General features: G+C 74.1%; 14 protein-coding genes. 11 read left to right on the top strand and 3 right to left on the bottom strand.

The genetic code is table 11. The features are described 5' to 3' along the window. Positions 1 to 74: 74 nt before the first annotated feature. Together AC068A_RS35040 and moeZ are read left to right on the top strand one after the other, a co-directional pair. Positions 75 to 821 (top strand): spherulation-specific family 4 protein, encoded by a 747-nt coding sequence (locus AC068A_RS35040; protein ID WP_478590338.1) that lies wholly within the window; start codon positions 75 to 77, stop codon positions 819 to 821. Between the two features lie 62 nt (positions 822 to 883). Then, complete coding sequence (moeZ, locus tag AC068A_RS35035; RefSeq protein WP_478590336.1) at positions 884 to 2062, top strand: adenylyltransferase/sulfurtransferase MoeZ; 1179 nt, start codon at positions 884 to 886, stop codon at positions 2060 to 2062. Between the two features lie 114 nt (positions 2063 to 2176). Here moeZ and AC068A_RS35030 read toward each other — a convergent pair whose 3' ends face one another. Then, positions 2177 to 3769 (bottom strand): alpha/beta hydrolase, encoded by a 1593-nt coding sequence (locus AC068A_RS35030; protein WP_478590335.1) that lies wholly within the window; start codon positions 3767 to 3769, stop codon positions 2177 to 2179. A 107-nt stretch (positions 3770 to 3876) separates the two neighbouring features. Further along, positions 3877 to 6648: a lysylphosphatidylglycerol synthase transmembrane domain-containing protein gene (locus AC068A_RS35025; RefSeq protein ID WP_478590334.1), complete on the bottom strand. Its 2772-nt coding sequence runs from the start codon at positions 6646 to 6648 to the stop codon at positions 3877 to 3879. Positions 6649 to 6815: 167 nt separating this feature from the next. Between AC068A_RS35025 and AC068A_RS35020 the strand changes: the two genes are divergently transcribed. From AC068A_RS35020 to nudC, 5 genes are all read left to right on the top strand, one after another. After that, on the top strand, positions 6816 to 7199 hold the full coding sequence (locus AC068A_RS35020; protein WP_478590333.1) for an MGMT family protein: 384 nt from the start codon (positions 6816 to 6818) through the stop codon (positions 7197 to 7199). A 309-nt stretch (positions 7200 to 7508) separates the two neighbouring features. Then, positions 7509 to 10844, top strand: a complete 3336-nt coding sequence (locus tag AC068A_RS35015) for an ATP-dependent helicase (protein WP_478590337.1) — start codon at positions 7509 to 7511, stop codon at positions 10842 to 10844. A gap of 137 nt (positions 10845 to 10981) precedes the next feature. Beyond that, entirely contained in the window at positions 10982 to 14743 is a 3762-nt protein-coding gene (locus tag AC068A_RS35010; protein ID WP_478590332.1) for a UvrD-helicase domain-containing protein, read from the top strand. A gap of 10 nt (positions 14744 to 14753) precedes the next feature. Further along, positions 14754 to 16166 (top strand): dipeptidase, encoded by a 1413-nt coding sequence (locus AC068A_RS35005; protein WP_478590331.1) that lies wholly within the window; start codon positions 14754 to 14756, stop codon positions 16164 to 16166. Between the two features lie 113 nt (positions 16167 to 16279). Continuing rightward, positions 16280 to 17221: an NAD(+) diphosphatase gene (nudC, locus tag AC068A_RS35000; RefSeq protein ID WP_478590330.1), complete on the top strand. Its 942-nt coding sequence runs from the start codon at positions 16280 to 16282 to the stop codon at positions 17219 to 17221. A 156-nt stretch (positions 17222 to 17377) separates the two neighbouring features. On the opposite strand, the gene AC068A_RS34995 is transcribed toward nudC, so the two are convergent. After that, positions 17378 to 17638 carry a mycoredoxin gene (locus AC068A_RS34995; RefSeq protein WP_361908712.1) on the bottom strand — a complete coding sequence of 87 codons (261 nt, stop codon included), beginning with the start codon at positions 17636 to 17638 and terminating at the stop codon, positions 17378 to 17380. Between the two features lie 170 nt (positions 17639 to 17808). Between AC068A_RS34995 and AC068A_RS34990 the strand changes: the two genes are divergently transcribed. From AC068A_RS34990 to AC068A_RS34975, 4 genes are all read left to right on the top strand, one after another. Next, complete coding sequence (locus AC068A_RS34990) at positions 17809 to 20001, top strand: ATP-dependent DNA helicase UvrD2 (RefSeq protein ID WP_478590329.1); 2193 nt, start codon at positions 17809 to 17811, stop codon at positions 19999 to 20001. Between the two features lie 167 nt (positions 20002 to 20168). Beyond that, positions 20169 to 20507 carry a hypothetical protein gene (locus AC068A_RS34985; protein WP_478590328.1) on the top strand — a complete coding sequence of 113 codons (339 nt, stop codon included), beginning with the start codon at positions 20169 to 20171 and terminating at the stop codon, positions 20505 to 20507. A gap of 184 nt (positions 20508 to 20691) precedes the next feature. Further along, positions 20692 to 21063 carry a WhiB family transcriptional regulator gene (locus AC068A_RS34980; RefSeq protein ID WP_179176816.1) on the top strand — a complete coding sequence of 124 codons (372 nt, stop codon included), beginning with the start codon at positions 20692 to 20694 and terminating at the stop codon, positions 21061 to 21063. Further along, entirely contained in the window at positions 21060 to 21389 is a 330-nt protein-coding gene (locus AC068A_RS34975) for a hypothetical protein (RefSeq protein ID WP_478590327.1), read from the top strand. The genes AC068A_RS34980 and AC068A_RS34975 overlap by 4 nt, the downstream gene beginning before the upstream one ends. Positions 21390 to 21493: the final 104 nt, after the last annotated feature.

Here is a 21493-nt window from a genome sequence, read left to right as displayed (position 1 = left end):
CGACTTGGCTGGCGGCCCTGGATAACCTTGGGGGGTTCCTTGGCGAGCGTTTGGGGGGGGGCGGGGGGCCTCCTCTGCACACACGGTCCGAGGCACCCGCCGCCACCGGCGCGGCCCCCCTCGCCCTCGGCACCCCCGGCTACGCGCACCCGCTGCTCGCCCCCGTCGAATGGGCCGAGCTGACCCGGCCCGGCACCCCGCTGCACTGGGCCGTGCTCAACGTCACGGACGGGCCCGGCAGCCGGCCCGACCGGCACTGCACGGAGGCCGCCGGCCGGCTGCGGGAGGCCGGCGGCACCGTGCTCGGGCATCTCGCGATGCGGGACGGGGCGCGGTCGTTCGGCGAACTCGTCTCCGACGCCCACCGCTTCGCCGACTGGTACCGGGTGGACGGCTTCTACCTGGACCGGGCCCCGGCCGACCCGGCCGGACTGCCCGCGGTGCGCCGGGTCACCGACGCCCTGCGCGGGATCGGCCGGGGCCTGCGGATCGTGCTGGGCCACGGCACCCACCCGTACGAGGGCTACGCGGAGGCCGCCGACCAGCTCGTCACCTTCTCCGGCGCCTGGACCGACTACCGCTGGTCGCAGGTCGCGGAGTGGACCGCCGAGCACCCGCCGGAGCTGTTCTGCCATCTCGTCCACGGGGTGCCGCGCACGCACCTGGAGGAGGCGCTGCGGATCGCCCGCTGGCAGGGAGCCGGCACCATCTGGTTCACGGACCGGCGCGGAAGCCGCGACGGGGGCGGGGACCCCTGGGCGTCCATGCCCGCCTACTGGGACGAAATCGTCTCAAAGATCGGACCAGGTGTCTCGGAATGAAGAAGGGCGTGGCAGTGTTACGGGAAGAACCACCGTTCGACTTACCCATCTACGGAGTCCCCGTGTCGCTGCCACCCCTGGTCGAGCCAGCTGCTGAGCTCACCGTTGACGAGGTCCGTCGGTACTCCCGCCACCTGATCATCCCGGATGTCGGGATGGACGGCCAGAAGCGCCTGAAGAACGCGAAGGTGCTCGCCGTCGGAGCGGGCGGCCTGGGCTCGCCCGCCCTGATGTACCTGGCCGCGGCCGGCGTCGGCACCCTGGGCATCGTGGAGTTCGACGAGGTCGACGAGTCGAACCTGCAGCGCCAGATCATCCACAGCCAGTCGGACATCGGCCGCTCCAAGGCCGAGTCCGCGCGCGACACCGTGCTGGGCATCAACCCGTACGTGAACGTGGTCCTCCACGAGGAGCGGCTCGAAGCCGACAACGTGATGGACATCTTCGGCCAGTACGACCTGATCGTCGACGGCACGGACAACTTCGCCACGCGCTACCTCGTCAACGACGCGTGCGTGCTGCTGGGCAAGCCCTACGTGTGGGGCTCCATCTACCGCTTCGACGGCCAGGCCTCCGTCTTCTGGTCCGAGCACGGCCCCTGCTACCGCTGCCTTTACCCGGAGCCCCCGCCGCCGGGCATGGTCCCGAGCTGCGCCGAGGGCGGCGTCCTGGGCGTGCTGTGCGCGTCCATCGGCTCCATCCAGGTCACCGAGGCCATCAAACTCCTCGCGGGCGTCGGCGAGCCGCTGGTCGGCCGCCTGATGATCTACGACGCCCTGGAGATGCAGTACCGCCAGGTCAAGGTCCGCAAGGACCCCGACTGCGCGGTCTGCGGCCCGAACGCCACCGTCAAGGAGCTCATCGACTACGAGGCCTTCTGCGGCGTCGTGTCGGAGGAGGCCCAGGAGGCCGCGGCCGGTTCGACGATCACTCCGAAGCAGCTGAAGGAGTGGATCGACGAGGGCGAGAACATCGAGATCATCGACGTCCGCGAGAAGAACGAGTACGAGATCGTCTCGATCCCCGGCGCGAAGCTGATCCCCAAGGGCGAGTTCCTGATGGGCTCCGCCCTCCAGGACCTGCCGCAGGACAAGCGGATCGTCTTGCACTGCAAGACGGGTGTCCGCAGTGCGGAAGTCCTCGCGGTCCTGAAGTCCGCGGGCTTCGCCGACGCGGTCCACGTCGGCGGCGGCGTCATCGGCTGGGTCCACCAGGTCGAGCCGCAGAAGCCGGTCTACTAGTACCGCTGGTACTGCCCGAAGGGGCCCCGCCGCGCACGAGCGCTGGCGGGGCCCCTTCGGCGTCCGCGTCCGCGTCTCCGCGTCTCCGCGTCTCCGCGTCTCCGCGTCTCCGCGTCAGACGACGGGGGCGGCGGGGGAGACGGGGGCGGTGGGGGCGGTGGGGACAGCGGTGCACACCGTTCCGGCGGGCGGCACCTTCCCGTCCAGCAGGTAGGAGTTCACCGCCTGCTGCACGCACGGGTCGCCGCTGTTGTACGCCCCGTGCCCCTGCCCCTTGTACGTGAGCTCCACGCCGACGCCGGGGCCGAGCCGTTCAACCATCTTGCGGGCCCCCTCGTACGGGGTCGCCGGGTCGCCGGTGTTGCCGATCACCAGGATCGGGGCGGCGCCCGGCGCCGACACGTCCGGGGTCTCCCACGCACCCGCCACCGGCCAGCCGGTGCAGCTCATCAGGGCCCAGCCGAGGAACTCCCCGAAGACGGGGGACGCCGCACGGAACTCCGGCAGCCTGGCCTTGGTCTCGGCGAGGTCGAAGCGGTCCTCGAAGTCGGCACAGTTGATCGCCGTGTTGGCCGCGCCGATGTTGCTGTAGCGGCCGTTGCGGTCCCGCCCGTTCAGCGCGTCGGACAGCGCCATCAGCAACTGCCCCTGCCCGCCCTCGGCCTCGTCGATCCCCTGCTCCAGCAGCGGCCACAGCTCCGGGGAGTACAGGGCCTGCGCGATCCCGTTGGTCGCGGCGGAGTCGGTGAGCAGCCGGCCCCCGATGCCGGGGATCGGCTTGTCGGCGAGGCTCTTCTGGAGCTTGACGATGCCGTCCTCGATCTCCTGGGCGGTGCTGCCCTGGAGCCGGCACTCCGGGCCGCGGTCCACGCAGTCCTGCGCGAAGTTGCCGAGGGCCAGCTGGAACCCCTTGGCCTGGCCGAGCGCACCCTCCTCGGAGGTCTTCGTCGGGTCCACGACGGCGTCGAAGACGGCCCGCCCGACGTTCTTCGGGAAGAGGTGGGCGTAGACCCCGCCGAGCTCGGTGCCGTACGAGATCCCGAAGTAGTTCAGCTTCTCGTCGCCGAGGGCCTGGCGGATCCGGTCGAGGTCGCGGGCGGCGTTCTCGGTGCCGACGTACGGCAGCACCTTCCCGGAGCGCGCCGTGCAGGCCGCCTGGTAGCGCCGGGCCGCAGCCGTGAAGGACTTCTCCTCCTGCGGCGTCTCGGGCGTGGAGTCCTGCGCGTAGTACCGGTCGAGCTGCCGGTCGGTCTCGCACAGCACGGGCGCGCTCCGCCCCACCCCGCGGGGGTCGAAGCTCACCAGGTCGTACCGCTCCCGCAGGGCCGCGTAGTCCTTGGCGGCGCCGGGCAGCGTACTGATCCCGGACCCTCCGGGCCCGCCGAAGTTGAACACGAGCGACCCGATCCGCTTGTCCTTGTCCCGGGCCTTGATCCGGATCAGCTCGATCGGGATGGTCTCGCCCTCCGGCTTCGCGTAGTCGAGCGGCACGTGCAGCGTGGCGCACTCCCAGCCCTTGGGGGGTGCCTGTCCGCCGCCCTGCGCGGCATCGGGTGCGGAGCACTCGCCCCACTTGAGCGGCGCGGCCGCCTTGGTCTCGCCGGCCCGGGGCGTCGTCCGCTCCTCCCCGCCGGAACACGCACTGACCGTCACCAGCGCCCCGACGAGGCCGAGGACACCGGCAAGGCGCAGCACGTTCGTCGACATACCCCCATCCTGCGATCCCGCGCCGGACCCCGCCCCCGCACGCACCCGTTCGGGTCGGCGCGGAGGGGGACGCGTCGGCGCAGGGCGACCGCCGCAGGGCACTACGGCTAGATCGCTTCCTTGCGGGTCAGGTAGTTGAAGGACAACCAGCCGGGGAGGACCGGCAGCCAGAACGTCATCAGGCGGAACAGCAGGACCGCCGAGATGGCGAGCTCCTTCTCCAGCCCGGCGGCGATCAGGCCCAGCGTCAGCGTGGTCTCCACCGCGCCGATGCCGCCCGGCGTCGGCGCCGCCGAGCCGAGGGCGTTGCCCGCCAGGAAGACCACGGCGATGCTCGCGTAGCTGAGGGCCTCGCCGCCCCCGAACGCGCGGACCGACGCGTCCAGGCACATCACGAAGCAGCCGGTCAGCAGCACCATGCCGCCGATGCCCGTCAGCAGCTTCTGCGGCCGCTGGAGCACGTCCAGCATGCGCGGCACCACGCCGGCGAACAGGGCCCGTACCCGGGTCACCACGAACTTCCGCAGCAGCGGCACCGCCGTGACGACGAGGACCAGCACCGCCACCGTCAGCAGACCCGCGATGACCGTCCGGGACGGGGTCATCTCGGGGGTCTTCTCGGTGCCCGTCAGGTACCCGAAGGCCAGGAGGAGCAGGATGTGGCACGCCAGCCCGAACAGCTGCGAGGCGCCCACGCTCGCCACGGCCAGCCCGGGCCGGACCCCCGCCCGCTGGAGGAACCGCGCGTTGAGCGCGACACCGCCCACCGCGGCCGGCGCGACCAGCTTCACGAAGGACCCGGCGACCTGTGCGACCACCGTCCGCAGGAACGGCACCCGCTCCGGCACGAAGCCCAGCAGGCTCATCGCCGCCGCGACGTACGACAGCGCCGAGAAGGCCAGTGCGGCCCCCACCCAGCCCCACTCCGCCTCGCCGACGATCGTCGCGAAGTCCACGTGGGCGAGCTGTGTGAGCAGGAAGTACGCGCCGAAGGCGCCCGCGATGAACGACACCAGCGTGCGCGGCCGGATCCGCTCCAGCCGGGCCGGCTCCACCGGGGCCTGCGGCCGGATCAGCAGCACCTGCCGGCGGATCTGGCTCAGCAGGTCCTCTTCGCGCGCCCCTTCCAGGGCGTCGTCCATGGCCTTCTTCTCCGCCTTGCGGTCCGCGGCGCGGTCCGCGGCCGAGACCGCCCCGGCCTTCGCCCCGGCGGCCGCCTCCCGCGCGGCCTTCGCCGCCCGCGAGGACTCCAGCACGGCCTCCCGCTGCCGGTCGGCGCGCTCCCGGGCCAGCCTGCGCAGGGTCGCCCGGGTGGACCGGCTCAGCGCGATCGGCTGGAGCAGCGGCAGGCAGTCCGCCACCGCGTCCGGACCGAGCACCGACACCGCCGAGGCCACCGCCCGCTCCGCGCCGACCCGCAGGCCGAGGGTGGTCAGCAGCTGGGCGATGTCCATCCGCAGGACCAGGTCGCCGGCCGCGATCTCGCCGCCGCGCAGGTCGGTCAGGACCACCTTGCCGGAACGATCCACCAGCAGCGCGTCGCCGGTGAGCCGGCGGTGTGCGATCCGCCGCGACTGGAGGGCCCGTACCTGCTCCCACGCGTTGTGGGCGAGCCGGTCGGTGATCTTCGCGTCGGGGAGGGCGTCCAGGGGCCGCCCGTCCAGGTGCTCGTACACGAGCATGACGGCGTCCGGCCCGAGCTCGGAGGTGGCGATCAGCTTCGGTGCGTTCGCCCCGGCCGCGATGGCCGCGTACGCGAGCAGCGCCTCCTGCTCCAGCGCCTGGCGCAGCGACTGGAGGCTGCGCCGGGTGGTGATGCCGCGCAGGGTCATCCGGCGCCACACCCGGTAGAAGAACCCGTGGGCCTGCTGCTCGCGGTCGACGACGGTGACGTCGAGCGGCGGACCGTCCTCCAGGGCCACGTGGTAGCGGCGGCCGCGGTCGCTCGCCTCGGAGGCGTCGACGCCGTCGGCGATCTCCGCGCGCATCGCGCTGACCGGCTGGAAGCCGACGCGGCGCAGGCCGGCGAGGAGGTGCTGCCCGGTGGGCCGGACGTTCGGCGAGCCGACGGCGTACAGGGTCCCGTACGCGACGCTCCAGCCGATGAGCACGGTCAGGATGATCGAGAACGCGGTGGTGTAGCCGCTCACCAGCATCGCGAACGCGTCGAGGAGCAGCACCACCCACAGGGCGACCCGCCAGCGCGGCCGGCGCGTCATCCCGACCGCGGTCATGTACGCGATCACGGGCGCGAGGTAGCCGTGCACCGGATCGGTGAGGGCCCCGCCGGCCCCCGTGGCACGGGTCAGGGCGTCCTGGATGGAGGCGGGGGCGCCCTCGGACACCCACAGGTCGGTGGCCAGGGTCACGCCGTGGGCCAGGACGGCGGCGAGCACGCCGTCGGCGATGCGCAGCCCGTCGCGTTTGATCAGCCGTTCGATGGCGAAGGCGACCGGCACGAGCAGGACGGCGATGCTCGACACCAGGCCGGCGACCTGGATCAGCAGGTCGGGGGCGGCGCCGGTGCCCTGGCTGATGTCGGCCTCGAGGCCGGCGGTGGTGCCGTGCGCGAAGGCGGCGATGGCGAGCACGACGGCGATGCCGAGGACGCCGACGAGGAGGCGGACCAGGTCGGAGGGCCGGTGCACGCGGGCGGCGAGCAGCGGCTCGTCGACCTCGACGACCTCGACGACCTCGCCCTGCTCGGCGGCTTCGGCGGGTCCGGCCGGTTCGGCGGGTCCGGTGGGTCCGGTGGGTCCCGGGGGTCCGGTGGGTCCGGAGCGCCCGGAAGGCTCGCCGGGGCGCGGGCGCGGCTCCGGATGCGGGCGCGGCTCTGGGCGCGATCCGTCGTCCTCGGTCGCGCCGTCCGGAGGGCTCACACCCTGCTCCTTCGTCGTCACATCCGTCTCTTCTTGATCACGTATCACCAGTCACCGCCCGGAAGATGGTGGCACGGACCAGCGTGCGCGGGGGGCATCAGGGTGCGCGCCGGTACGGAAGGAAACACTCCGCGGAAGCCTCCGCGACGTACGGCACCATGGGCGCAATGAGCGAGGAGCTGCCCGCGTACGCGGAGCACGTGCTGGAAGTGGCCGAGCGGATTCCGCCCGGCCGGGTGATGACGTACGGGGACGTCGCCGAGTGGCTCGGCGAGGGAGGGCCGCGCCAAGTCGGCCGGGTGATGGCCCTGTACGGGGGCGCCGTGCCCTGGTGGCGCGTCGTACGGGCGGACGGCCGCCCCCTGCCGGGCAGCGAGCACCGGGCCCTGGAGCACTACCGGGCCGAGTCCGCCCCGCTCCGGCTGACGGCCTCCGGCGAGGTGCGCCTGGACATGCGGCGGGCCCGCTGGGACGGGAGCGGCGGGGGCGCCGAGAGCGCCAGGGGCACCGAGAGCGCCACGGGCGCCGAGGGGGACGAGGGTCACACCTGACAGCTTCGTCCACAGGATGCCCCGGAGGGGAGTGGGGCGCCCGGGCGGAGGACCGTACGGGGGACCCGCCACCCGCCCGAGGCGGCGGCGGCCGTCCGCCGCGGGGGCCGGCCCGGCACCCGCTGCGGCCACCCGCGCCGGACCTCGGCGAACTGCGCGGGGCGTCCCGCTTGCCGTAGCGTTGCCTCTTCGGCATGCGCCGTGGCAGCAACCGCAGCAGACCCACCAGGACCGGCACCCCACGTGATCACCTCTTTCTCCGACCGCTCCGAGCGGCGGCGTACGCGGACCCCGGATGCGTACCGCCTCGTGCGCGGCGGGCCGCGGCGGGTGGAGCCCCCTGTGCTGGACGCAGCGCAGCGGGCGGTGGTTGATCACACCACCGGACCGCTGCTGGTCCTCGCCGGGCCCGGCACCGGCAAGACCACCACCCTCGTCGAGGCCGCCGCGGCCCGCGTGGAGGCCGGCGCGGACCCCGCCCGCATCCTGATCCTCACCTTCAGCCGCAAGGCGGCCGTGGAACTGCGGGACCGGGCCGCCCTGAGGCTCGGCGGCGCCCGCGCCCCGCAGGCCACCACCTTCCACTCCTTCTGCTACGGGCTGGTCCGCGCCCACCAGGACACCGACCTGTTCGCCGACCCGCTGCGGCTGCTGTCCGGTCCCGAGCAGGACGTCATGGTCCGCACCCTGCTGGAGGGCCAGCGCGAGATCCGGTCCATCCGCTGGCCCGACGACCTGCGGGCCGCACTCACCACGCGCGGCTTCGCCGACGAGGTCCGCGCGGTCCTCGCCCGCGCCCGCGAACTGGGCCTGGGCCCGGGCGCGCTGGACGCGTTCGCCTCCCGGCAGGGCCGCCCGGACTGGAAGGCCGCGGCCGCATTCCTCTCCGAGTACCTGGACGTCCTGGACATGCAGGGCACGCTGGACTACGCCGAACTCCTCCACCGCGCCGTCCTGGTCGCCGAACGGACCCCCGCGCTGTCCGCCGCATACGACGTGATCTACGTGGACGAGTTCCAGGACACCGACGCCTCGCAGCTGCGCCTGCTCCAGGCCCTGGCCGGGCCGGGCGGCACCCTGGTGGCGTTCGGCGACCCCGACCAGTCGATCTACGCCTTCCGCGGCGCCGACATCAACAACACGCTGGACTTCCAGGGCGCCTTCCCCGGAGCCGCCGTCCGCGCCCTGACGGTCGGCCGCCGCTCGGCTGCGAACCTGCTGGCCGCGACCCGCCTGCTGACCACCCGTATGCCCGTGCCGCGACTGCCCGCCGACGCGGTCCGGGCGCACCGCGGGCTCACGCCGACGCGGGAGGGCGGCCGGGTCGAGGTGTACACGTACCCGACGGCCGGCGCCGAGCTGGACAACATCGCCGACATCCTGCGCCGCGCCCACCTGGAGGACGGCGTGCCCTGGCAGGACATGGCCGTCCTCGTCCGCGCCGGCGGCCGCACCCTGCCGGGGATGCGGCGGGCCCTCATCTCGGCCGGAGTCCCGGCCGAGACGGACGGCGCGGACATCCCGCTCCGCCACGAGCCCGCGGTCACCCCGCTCCTGACGGCCCTCCGCGCCGCAGCCCTGGCCGCCCCGGCCACCGAACCCGGGGACGCGCCCGCCGCACCCGAGCCCGCCGAAACCACCGAGGTGCGCGAAACCACCGAGGTGCGCGAGGCAGCCGAGGCGCTCGGCGCGGCAGGTGCGGTCGAGGCGGACGTGACAGCCGGAGCGGCTGGTACCGGCGGGGGCGGGGTCGGCGCCGGGTGGGTCGGGGTCGAGGCGGCGCTCACGTTGCTCGCCTCGCCGCTCGGCGGGATGGACGCCGCCGACCTGCGGCGGCTCGGGCGCGCCCTGCGCGACGAGGAGCGGGCCGCGGGCGTCACGGTGCCCGCGCCCTCCGACGTGCTGCTCGCCCGCGCCCTCGCCGAGCCGGAGCGCCTCGTCACGCACGACCCGGCGTACGCCCGGGGCGCACAGCGCCTCGGCCTGCTCCTGCGCAAGACCCGCGAGGTACTCCAGGGCGGCGGCACCGCCGAAGAGGCCCTGTGGACCCTCTGGGACGGCACCCCCTGGCCCCAGCGGCTGGAGCGCAACGCCCGCCGCGGCGGCCCGGCCGGCCGCAACGCCGACCGGGACCTGGACGCCGTCTGCGCCCTGTTCGACACCGCCGCCCGCGCCGAGGAGCGCACCGGCGGCCGCGGCGCCCTGAACTTCCTCGAACAGCTCGAGGCCGAGGACATCGCCGCCGACACCCTGACCCGCCGCGCCACCCGCCGCGAGGCCGTCCGGCTCATGACCGCGCACCGATCCAAGGGCCTGGAGTGGCAGCTCGTCGTCGTCGCCGGCGTCCAGGAGGGCCTCTGGCCCGACCTCCGGCGCCGCGGCTCCCTCCTCGAGGCCGACCGGATCGGCCGCGACGGGCTCGCCGAGCCCCTCAGCCCCGGCTCCCTCCTCGCCGAGGAGCGCCGCCTGTTCTACGTCGCCGCCACCCGGGCCCGCGAGCGGCTCGTCGTCACCGCCGTCAAGGCCCCGGCCGAGGACGGCGACCAGCCCTCCCGCTTCCTCACCGAGCTCGGGGCCACCCCCAAGGACGTCTCCGGCCGCCCGCGCCGCCCGCTGTCCGTCCCGGCGCTCGTCGCCGAGCTGCGGGCCACCACCGTCGACCCCGACGCCTCGCCCGCGCTCCGCGACGCCGCCGCCCGCCGCCTCGCCCGCCTCGCCGCGCTCACCGACGAGGACGACCGGCCGCTGGTTCCCGCCGCGCACCCGCAGCGCTGGTGGGGCCTGTACGAGCCCACCCGCAGCAGCGTCCCGCTCCGCGACCGCAACCGGCCCGTCACCCTCTCCGGCAGCGCCCTGGACCAGCTCGCCAACACCTGCTCCCTCCAGTGGTTCCTGGGCCGCGAGGTCAAGGCCGATGCCCCGGCCACCGTCGCCCAGGGCTTCGGCAACGTCGTCCACGTCCTCGCGGACGAGGTCGCCTCCGGCCGCACCCCCGCCGACCTCGCCGTCCTGATGGAGCGCCTGGACTCGGTCTGGGACGCCCTCGCCTTCGACGCGCCCTGGAAGTCCCGCCAGGAGAAGGACAACGCCCGCGCGGCCCTGGAGCGCTTCCTGCGCTGGCACACCACCGACCGCGGGGGCCGGGCGGCGGTCGCCACGGAGCACGACTTCGACGTCACGCTCGAAGCGGGCGAGTACGCCGTCCGGATCCGGGGCTCCATGGACCGGGTCGAGGCGGACCCGCAGGGGCGTGCGTACGTCGTCGACTTCAAGACCGGCAAGTCCGCGCCGACCAAGGACGAGGTGGCCCGGCACCCGCAGCTCGCCGTGTACCAGCTCGCCGTCCGCGAGGGCGCGGTCGACGAGGCCTTCGACGGCGCGCGGCCCGCGCCGGGCGGCGCCGAGCTGGTCCACCTGCGCCAGGGCGCGGCCGTGCGCGACGGCGGCGCGACCGTCCCCAAGGTCCAGGGACAGGAGCCGCTGTCGCCGGGGTCCTCCGGCGAGTGGGTCGGCGATCTCCTGGCGACCGCCGCGGGCCGCGTCCTCGACGAGCGGTTCGTCCCCGCGCCCGGCCGGCACTGCGACCACTGCACCTTCCGCAGCTCGTGCAGCGCCCGCCCGGAGGGCCGCCAGACCGTGGAGTGACCCCGCGTCGGGAGTGTCCCCGGGTCGGGAGGGCCCCGCGTCGGGAGTGCCCCCGGTCGGGAGTGACCCGTGTCGCAGCCGCCCCGGGTGTGAGACGGATCGCGGGGGATGTCGGCCCGGACGGCTAGCCTTTCCGGGTGTCCGCGCGCCCGTCTCCCCACCTCACCGACCCCGAGCAGCTCAAGGAGCTCCTCGGCATCCCGTTCACCCCGGAGCAGCTGGAGTGCATCACCGCGCCGCCCGCCCCGCAGGTGATCGTGGCCGGTGCCGGATCCGGCAAGACCACGGTCATGGCCGCCCGGGTGGTGTGGCTGGTCGGCACCGGAACGGTCGCGCCCTCCCAGGTCCTCGGCCTGACCTTCACCAACAAGGCCGCCGGCGAGCTCGCCGAGCGCGTCCGGGCGGCCCTCGCGCAGGCCGGCATCACCGACCCGGACCCCTCCCCGGCCGACACCGCCGGTACCGCGGCCGGCTCCGGCGCCGTCGGCGGTACCGATGCCGCGGCCGGCGGCGAGCCCCGCATCTCCACCTACCACGCCTTCGCCGGCCAGCTCCTGAAGGACCACGGCCTGCGCATCGGCCTGGAGCCCAGCGCCCGGCTGCTCGCCGACGCCACCCGCTTCCAGCTCGGCGCACGCGTGCTGCGCGAGGCCCCCGGCCCGTACCCGGCGCTCACCAAGTCCGTCCCCGACCTGGTCAGCGACCTGCTCGCGCTCGACGCGGAGCTCTCCGAGCACCTGGTGACCCCCGAGCGGCTGCGGGCGTACGACACCGCGCTGCTCGACGAACTCGCCGGAGCCCGCCTCACCAACGACGAGCTGCGCAAGATCCCCGAGGCGGTCCGCGGCCGCCTGGAACTGCTGGAGCTGACCGAGCGCTACCGGGCCGCCAAACGCTCCCGCGACCTGCTCGACTTCAGCGACCAGATAGCCCTGTGCGCAGAGCTCGCCACCACCCGGCCCGAGGTGGGGGCGCTGCTGCGCGAGGAGTTCCGCGTGGTCCTGCTCGACGAGTACCAGGACACCTCGGTCGCCCAGCGGCTGCTGCTGTCCGGGCTGTTCGGCGGGGGCACCGGGCACGCCGTGACCGCCGTCGGCGACCCCTGCCAGGCGATCTACGGCTGGCGCGGCGCGTCCGTGGCCAACCTGGACGACTTCCCCGAGCACTTCCCGTACGCCGACGGCAGCCCCGCCACCCGGTTCTCCCTCAGCGAGAACCGGCGCAGCGGCGGCCGCCTCCTCGACCTGGCCAACGGCCTGGCCGCCCCGCTGCGCGCCATGCACGAGGGCGTCGAGGCCCTGCGCCCCGCGCCGGGGGAGGAGCAGGCGGGCTCCGTCCGCTGCGCGCTGCTGCCCACGCACGCCGAGGAGCTCGACTGGCTCGGCGACTCGGTCGCGCACCTGGTGCGGACGGGGACCGAGCCCCGGCAGATCGCCGTGCTGTGCCGGTCGGCGGCGGACTTCGCGCAGATCCAGGCGGCGCTGGTGGCCCGGGACGTGCCGGTGGAGGTGGTCGGCCTCTCCGGGCTGCTGCACCTGCCCGAGGTCGCCGACCTGATCGCGGTGTGCGAGGTGCTCCAGGACCCGGGCGCCAACGCCTCCCTCGTCCGCCTCCTGATCGGCCCGCGCTGGCGCATCGGCGCCCGCGACCTGGCGCTGCTGGGCCGGCGGGCGCGGCAGCTGGTGGGGCGCGCGCGGGGGGAGACGGACCCGGAGGGGCGACTGGCGGCGGCCGTGGAGGGGGTGGACCCGGCCGAGATCGTCTCCCTGGCGGACGCCCTGGAGACCTTCCTGGACGGCGCGCCCGGCGAGGCCCCCGGCTCCGCCGCCGACCACGACGACCTCCCGTTCTCGGCGGCCGCCCGCGTCCGCTTCGCGCACCTCGCCCAGGAGCTGCGCGACCTGCGGCGCTCCCTCGCCGACCCGCTGATGGACGTACTGCACCGGGTGCTGGCCGCGACCGGCCTCGACGTGGAGCTGTCGGCGTCCCCGCACGCCCTGGCCGCGCGCCGCCGCGAGACCCTGTCGTCGTTCCTGGACGTGGCCGCCGGCTTCGCCTCCCTTGACGGCGAGGCGTCCCTGCTCGCCTTCCTGGCCTTCCTGCGCACGGCCGTCCAGTACGAGAAGGGCCTCGACCACGCGCTGCCCGGCGGCGAGAACACGGTGAAGGTGCTCACCGCCCACAAGTCCAAGGGGCTGGAGTGGGACGTGGTGGTCGTCCCCGACCTGTGCGCGGGCTCGTTCCCGAAGCAGAAGCCGCCGGAGGCCTGGACCTCGTACGCGAAGGTCCTGCCGTACGCGCTGCGCGGCGACGCGCCCACCCTGCCGGCCGATCCCGAGTGGACCTCGGCGGGCATGAAGTCCTTCAAGGCGGCCCTGAAGGACCACAAGGAGGTGGAGGAGCTCCGCCTCGGCTACGTGACGTTCACCCGCCCGCGCTCCCTGCTCCTGGCCTCCGCCCACTGGTGGGGCCCGACGCAGAAGAAGCGGCGCGGGCCGTCGCCGTTCCTCCGGGCGCTGTACGAGCACTGCGCCGCCGGCCACGGCGAGATCGAGGCCTGGGCCCCGGAGCCGGCCGAGGACGAGGAGAACCCGGCCCTGGCCGCCGAGTCCGCCCCGGAGCACTCCTGGCCGCTGCCCCTGGACCCCGGGTCACTGGCCCTCCGCCGCGCGGCGGCAGCCCTGGTGGAATACCACCTGGCAACCCCCCACCCCGAGCCCGCCTCCCCGGCCCCGGACCCGGACCAGTACCTGTGGCCCCCGAACTGCGAGGAACCGTCGTACGACGAGGACCTGTCGCACGACGAGGACCTGTCGCACGACGAGGCCCCCGCCGCCCCGCCCTGGCCGGACGACGCCCCGTGGCTCCCGGCCGACGACCACCTCGCCGGTGGCGCCGCGTCCGGGATCCGGGGCGGAGCCCCGGTTTCGGGAAGGGGCGGGGCGGGGGAGGAATCCGCCCCCGGCGCCCGGCACCACGCCTCCGCGCTCCCCGCACCGACCCCGCCCGGCGACGAGGCCGCGGCGGCCTGGGACGGCCCCGCCGACGACCTGTGGCTGCCAGGTGATTTTGCGGCCGAGGCCGGTGATTTTGCGGCCGAGGCCGGCGACTTCGCGGCGGAGGCCGAAGGGGCCTGGGCCGGCCCCGGAGCCGCACCGCACGGCCTCAGCCCCGAGGAGGCCCGGGCCATCGCCTCCTGGGACCGGGACCTCGACGCCCTGGAGGGCGAGCTCCGCCGCACCCGCGAAGCCGTCCGCGACGTAGAGCTGCCGTCCGCGCTCTCGGCGAGCCAGCTCCTCCGCCTCGCCGCGGACGAGCAGGCCTTCGCCCGAGACCTGGCCCGCCCCATGCCCCGCCCGCCCCAGCCGGCGGCCCGCCGGGGCACCCGCTTCCACGCCTGGGTGGAGTCCCGTTTCGACGAGCTCCCGCTCCCCTTCCTCGACGTCCTCGACCCGGAGGCGGGCGGCCTGCCCGGCTCCGACCAGGAGGTCGCCGACGAGGCCGACCTCGCCGCCCTCAAGGAGTCCTTCGAGCGCAGCGAGTACGCCGAGCGCACCCCGTTCCGCCTGGAGGCCCCGGTCCAGCTGACCCTGGCCGGCCGGGTCGTCCGCGGCCGGATCGACGCCGTCTACCGCAACCCGCGGGGCAGCAAGTACGCGTACGAGATCGTCGACTGGAAGACGGGCCGCACCACCGAGGCCGACCCCCTCCAGCTGGCGATCTACCGCCTCGCCTGGGCGGAGACCACCGGCACCCCCCTCCGCCGGGTCGGGGCCGCCTTCCTCCACGTCCGCAGCGGCCGTGTGATCCGCCCCCGCCGCCTGCCCGGCCGGGCCACCATTGAGCGGATCCTCCAAGGCAGATCGGGCACCGCCGGTGGCCGCCGAGCAGACAGATAGGCTCGTGGGCATGAGCGAAACCCCGGCGGACAACGTCGTCCGCACGTACATCGACAGCCACCGCGCCGCATTCCTCGACGACCTCGCCGAGTGGCTCCGCATCCCCTCCGTCTCGGCCCAGCCCGAGCACGCGGACGACGTACGACGCAGCGCCGAGTGGCTCGCCGCACAGCTCACCAAGACCGGCTTCCCGGCGGCCGAGGTGTGGGAGACGGACGGCGCGCCCGCCGTCTTCGCCGAGTGGCCCGCCGACGACCCCGAGGCCCCGACCGTCCTGGTGTACGGGCACCACGACGTGCAGCCGGCCGCCCTCGCCGACGGCTGGCACACCGAGCCGTTCGAGCCGGTCGTCAAGGACGGCCGGATGTACGCGCGCGGGGCCGCCGACGACAAGGGACAGGTGTTCTTCCACACCCTCGGCGTGCGGGCCCACCTGGCCGCGACGGGCGCCGCCGCCCCCGCCGTGCACCTGAAGCTGCTGATCGAGGGCGAGGAGGAGTCGGGTTCCCCGCACTTCCGCGCCCTGGTCGAGCGGGAGGCGGACCGCCTCGCCGCCGACGTGGTGATCGTCTCGGACACCGGCATGTGGTCCGAGACCACCCCGACGGTGTGCACCGGCATGCGCGGCGTCGCCGACTGCGAGATCGACCTGCACGGGCCCGACCAGGACATCCACTCCGGCGCGTTCGGCGGGGCCGTGCCCAATCCGGCCACCGTCGCCGCCCGCCTGGTCGCGGCGCTGCACGACGCCGACGAGCGGGTCACCATTCCCGGCTTCTACGACAACATCGCCGAGCTGACGGACGAGGAGCGGGCGCTGATCGCCGAGCTGCCGTTCGACGAGGACGAGTGGCTGGGCAACGCCAAGTCCCACGCCACGGCGGGCGAGAAGGGCTACTCCACCCTGGAGCGCGTCTGGGCCCGCCCGACCGCCGAGGTCAACGGCATCGGCGGCGGCTACCAGGGCCCCGGCGGCAAGACCATCGTGCCCGCCTCCGCCCACCTGAAGCTGTCGTTCCGCCTGGTGTCCGGACAGGACCCGTACGAGGTCGAGGCCGCCGTCCGGGACTGGGTCGCGGCCCGCATCCCGGACGGAATCCGCCACTCCATCGTCTTCGGCGCCCCGACCCGGCCGTGCCTGACCCCGCTGGACCATCCGGCGCTCCGGTCCGTCGTACGGGCCATGGGCCGTGCCTTCGGGAAGAAGGTCCGCTTCACCCGCGAGGGCGGCTCGGGGCCGGCGGCCGACCTCCAGGACGTCCTGGGCGCGTCCGTGCTGTTCCTCGGCATCTCGGTGCCGTCCGACGGCTGGCACGCCCCGAACGAGAAGGTCGAGCTGGACCTGCTCCTCAAGGGCGTCGAGACGGCCGCCTACCTCTGGGCCGACCTGGCGGCCCACTGGAAGCCCGCGCCCGCCGCCTGACCGCCGCGGCGCGCCCCGCACATCACGCGCCAGCCACGAGTCGGTCACGCACCACGAGTCACGCACCACGAGTCACGAGTCACCGAGCCTGCCCGTCCACGCCACCGGGGGAGTTGGAAGTACCTGTGAGCACGTATACCGAGCACCCGATCTCGCTGGCCGCGCCCAGCGGAATCGACCGCGCCGCGCACCACCGCCTCGACGAGGCCTGGCTCGCCGCCGCCTGGAGCCACCCCACGACCCGCGTCTTCGTGGTCTCCGGCGGCCAGGTCCTGATCGACGACACCCCCGACGGCGGCACCGGGATCGTGATGACCCCGGCCTTCGAGGCCCCGCTCACCGAGACCCACCGCTACTTCCTCGGCACCGACGAGGACGGCGTACGGTACTTCGCGCTCCAGAAGGACTCCCTGCCGGGCCGCATGGACCAGTCGGCCCGCCCGGCCGGCCTGCGCGAGGCCGGGATGCTGCTGTCCCCGCGCGACGCCGGGCTGATGGTGCACGCCGTGGCCCTGGAGAACTGGCAGCGCATGCACCGCTTCTGCTCCCGCTGCGGCGAGCGCACCGTCGTCGCGGCGGCCGGCCACATCCGCCGCTGCCCCGGCTGCGGAGCCGAGCACTACCCGCGCACCGACCCCGCGGTGATCATGCTGGTCACCGACGACCAGGACCGGGCGCTGCTGGGCCGCCAGGTGCACTGGCCGGAGGGCCGCTTCTCGACGCTGGCCGGGTTCGTGGAGCCGGGCGAGTCCATCGAGCAGGCGGTGGTCCGCGAGGTCTGGGAGGAGGCGGGCGTCCGCGTCGGCGAGGTCGAGTACATCGCCAGCCAGCCCTGGCCGTTCCCGTACAGCCTGATGCTCGGCTTCACGGCCCGGGCCGACTCCTGCGAGATCAACGTCGACGGCGAGGAGATCCAGGAGGCCCGCTGGTTCTCCCGCGAGGAGCTGCGCCGCGCCTTCGAAACGGGCGAGGTGCTGCCCCCGTCGGGGATCTCCATCGCGGCCCGGCTGGTGGAGCGCTGGTACGGCGAGCCCCTGCCGCGCCCGGCCGCGTAGCCCGACGCGCAGCCCGCGCGCCGAGCACCGCCGGGCGACGGCGACAGTGACAGCGCACGCGCACGCGCACGGGCACGCGGGCAAGCGAAGGGCCCCCGCCGGGGCGGGGGCCCTTCCGCGCGCACGTCCGGCGCGCCGGCACGCGGCGGATCCGGCTCAGACGGCCAGGGCCTGCTGCACCTGCGCCAGGCTGGGGTTCGTCATGACCGACTCGGTGCCCGCCGGCGACACCACCAGCACGGTCGGGACGGTCTGGTTCCCGCCGTTCGCCTTCTCGACGAACGCCGCGGACTCCGGGTCCAGCTCGATGTTGATCTCGTTGTACGCGATGCCTTCCCGGTCCAGCTGGGTCTTCAGCCGGCGGCAGTAGCCGCACCAGGTCGTGCTGTACATCGTCACGGAACCCGTGTCCTGCATGCTGCGCTCCTTCGTGGGGTGGTGGTCCGGAGTACTCGAACGTACGGGACCCCGGAGCCATTCCCGCATCTGTCGCACAACGCATACGTCAAGTACGACAAGTGTGATCGCGGCGGCTGGCCTGTGGACGGATTTCCCGCCCGCAGGTCCGGACCTGGCAGCATGGCGGGGTGACAGCAGCAACGCCCTTCCCGTCCTTCCCCGCCGCCGCAGACGACTCGGCCGGCTCGGCCGACGCGGTGCTCCTGGGCCTGGACCCGGAGCAGCGCGAGGTCGCCACGACCCTGCGCGGACCGGTGTGCGTGCTGGCCGGCGCCGGAACCGGCAAGACCCGGGCGATCACCCACCGCATCGCCTACGGCGTCCGGTCCGGGCAGCTCATGCCCGCCAGCGTGCTGGCCGTCACCTTCACCAACCGAGCCGCCGGCGAGATGCGCGGCCGGCTGCGCGCCCTGGGCGCGGGCGGGGTCCAGGCCCGGACCTTCCACTCCGCCGCCCTGCGCCAGCTCCAGTTCTTCTGGCCCCGGGCCGTCGGCGGGGACCTGCCCCGGCTCGTCGAGCGCAAGGTCCAGCTGGTCGCCGAGGCGGGCACCCGCTGCGGCCTCCGCCTCGACCGCAGCGAGCTGCGCGACGTCACCGGCGAGATCGAATGGGCGAAGGTCACCCAGACCGTCCCCGCCGACTATCCGGCGGCCGCTCTCAAGGCGGGCCGCGAGGCCCCCCGCGACATGGCCGAGATCGCCCGGCTGTACGGGGCGTACGAGCAGCTGAAGCGCGAACGCGTCATGATCGACTTCGAGGACGTGCTGCTGCTGACCGTCGGCATCCTCCAGGACCGGCACGACATCGCCGAGCAGATCCGCGCCCAGTACCAGCACTTCGTCGTGGACGAGTACCAGGACGTCAGCCCGCTCCAGCAGCGGCTGCTGGAGTTGTGGCTCGGCGACCGCGACAGCCTCTGCGTCGTCGGCGACGCCAGCCAGACGATCTACTCCTTCACCGGCGCCACCCCGGACCACCTGCTGGACTTCCGCATCCGCCACCCGCACGCCAAGGTCGTCAAGCTGGTCCGCGACTACCGCTCCACCCCGCAGGTGGTCCACCTCGCCAACGGGCTCCTCGCCCAGGCCGGCGGCCGGGCCGCCGCCCACCGCCTGGAGCTGGTCTCCCAGCGCGAGCCCGGCCCCGACCCGGCCTACGCCGAGTACGCCGACGAGCCCGCCGAGGCCGAGGGCGTCGCCGCCCGGATCCGCAGGCTGATCGCCGCGGGCGTCCCGGCCGGCGAGATCGCCGTGCTGTTCCGCATCAACGCCCAGTCCGAGGTCTACGAGCAGGCCCTCGCCGACGCCGGCGTCCCGTACCAGCTGCGCGGCGCCGAGCGGTTCTTCGAGCGGGCCGAGGTGCAGAAGGCGCTCCTCGCCCTGCGCGGCGCCGCCCGCTCCGCCGGCAACGACCCCCTCCTCGACGACGTCGTCGAACTCGGCGCCCAGGTCCGCGCCGTGCTCAGCGCCACCGGCTGGACCGCCGAGCCGCCCGCCGGCTCCGGGGCCGTGCGCGAGCAGTGGGAGTCGCTGGCCGCGCTGGTCCGGCTCGCCGAGGACTTCGCCCGGGCCCGGGGCGGGGCCACCCTCGCCGACCTGGCGGTCGAGTTGGAGGAGCGCCGGGCCGCCCAGCACGCGCCGACCGTCCAGGGCGTCACCCTCGCCTCACTGCACGCGGCGAAGGGCCTGGAGTGGGACGCCGTGTTCCTGGTCGGCCTCACCGACGGCATGCTCCCGATCACGTACGCCAAGACCGACGACCAGATCGAGGAGGAGCGCCGGCTCCTCTACGTCGGCGTCACCCGCGCACGGCAGCACCTGACCCTCTCCTGGGCCCTCTCGCGCTCTCCGGGCGGCCGCCCCTCCCGACGGCCCAGCCGCTTCCTCGACGGGCTCAGGCCGGGCTCCGGGCCCCTCGCGGCCCGGTCCGGCGTCCCGGCCGAGCGGGCGGCCTTCGAGCGGGAGGCCCGCCGCCGCACCCGCCGCGGCCCGGTGCGCTGCCGGGTCTGCGGCAGAACGCTGACCACGGCCGGCGAGCTGAAGCTGATGCGCTGTGAGGACTGCCCCTCCGACATGAACGAGGGCGTCTACGAGCGGCTGCGGGAGTGGCGCGCGATACAGGCCCGGGAGCAGCGCGTGCCCGCGTACTGCGTGTTCACGGACAAGACGCTGATGGCGATCGCCGAGGCCGCGCCCGCCGAGCCGGGCGAGCTCGCGGTCATCCCCGGAGTGCCTGGACGGAAGCTCGAGCGGTACGGAGCCGAGGTCCTGGCCATCTGCGCAGGTCGGGAGCCTGACACGGGCGACGGCGCCGACGCGTAGAAACTCGTCGGAAAAATAGTTTGCACATGCCCAGCCGATCCCCATAGGTTCTTAGCAACGGAAACGGTGGCTTCTGACGAAGCTTCGGATCCGTGCTGTACTTATCCGAATACGCATGGGACAGGCCCCCGGGCCGGTCCCCGAGACGCCGAGAGGAGGCGAGACCAGTGACCAGCTTCATCACCACCACCAAAATGACCGATCGCTCGGTCGCCGCTTCCTGCACGCTCGGCTCCTCCTCGCTCCTCCCGCTCATGGGCACCGGTCTGTCCGCGATTTCCGCCGACAGCCGCGCCCTGCTGGCCGCCGCGCCCGTCGCGCTGGTCGTGAGCGAGCGGAATGAGCGACCGACCCAGGCACCGGTGGCAGTACTGGCAGAAACCCAGGCCCACGCCTATGGCTTCGCCTTTGCAGCCGGTGCCGGATCCCAGACGAAGCAGACGAAGCAGCAGCACCACCTGATGTGGGCCTTCCGTGGGCTCGAACCCTGGAGTGATCCAGTCTGATCCAGCGATCAGGCCGGCGCCTTCAGGGCCGCGGAACCCCACCCGGGATCCGCGGCCCTTCTGTTTGTCCCCGAACGGGGACGACGGCGAGAAGGAGCCTCGGGACTGGCAAGACCAGGTACCAGCCGCCCCCGGCCGAACCCGGCCGGAACGACTAGCCGAACAAGACGAGGAAGAACACACCGTGCAACTCGAAGAGCACGCCCCGTCCGTACCGCAGACCCAGACGATCTCCCCGCCCGCAGTCCCGGAGGACTCCACCTTGACTCCCCTCACCGCGCTCACCGCGCTCGACGACGCCATCGAGAACCTCGGCGTACCGGTCGCCTGCCGTACCTACGACCCCGAGGTCTTCTTCGCCGAGTCCCCGGCCGACGTCGAGTACGCCAAGTCCCTGTGCCGCACCTGCCCGCTGGTCGAGGCCTGCCTCGCCGGCGCGCTCGAGCGCCGCGAGCCCTGGGGTGTCTGGGGTGGCGAGCTCTTCGTCCAGGGTGTGGTCGTAGCCCGCAAGCGTCCCCGTGGCCGCCCGCGCAAGAACCCGGTTGCCTCGGCATGACCGCCATCGGAACCATCGACCGCCCCCTGACGCACGACCCCCTGAAGCAGGCCCCCATGACCGCCCACACGACGAGCGAGAAGCCGCACGGCTCCGCCACCGCAGACTTCATCACCACCGGCGCGATCACCTCGCGTCAGAACAGGACCCGCGAAATGCAACTCATCCCAGAAGCCCTGGCCCGTGCGCATATGGACGATCGCATGCGTGAGGCGGACGCCGAGCGTCGCGCCCTGCGCCTGGTCGCCGCCCGCCGCATGCAGCGGCGTGCCGAGCGCGTCTCCATGCGCGCCCGCCGTGCACTGGCCATGGCCGTCATGCACTGAGACCAGCCCGCCCGCGCCGCCACCCGGCGGTCGGGCGGCTCACCGGGGGGGGCGGGTTAGAAGGACGAGGGCCCCCCGTGTGTTTGGGGCAGACTCCCTTTCCC

This window comes from Streptomyces sp. NPDC043854, assembly GCF_056436005.1.
The sequence above is the reverse complement of the archived record's forward strand: the minus strand, read 5'-3'. Positions and strand labels throughout refer to the sequence as shown.

Coding starts and splice junctions, on each gene's coding strand:
- AC068A_RS34975 (WP_478590327.1), top strand. CDS start 21,060: ATGACCGCCATCGGAACCATCGACCGCCCCCTGACGCACGACCCCCTG.
- AC068A_RS35020 (WP_478590333.1), top strand. CDS start 6,816: ATGAGCGAGGAGCTGCCCGCGTACGCGGAGCACGTGCTGGAAGTGGCC.
- AC068A_RS35005 (WP_478590331.1), top strand. CDS start 14,754: ATGAGCGAAACCCCGGCGGACAACGTCGTCCGCACGTACATCGACAGC.
- AC068A_RS35030 (WP_478590335.1), bottom strand. CDS start 3,769: ATGTCGACGAACGTGCTGCGCCTTGCCGGTGTCCTCGGCCTCGTCGGG.
- AC068A_RS34995 (WP_361908712.1), bottom strand. CDS start 17,638: ATGCAGGACACGGGTTCCGTGACGATGTACAGCACGACCTGGTGCGGC.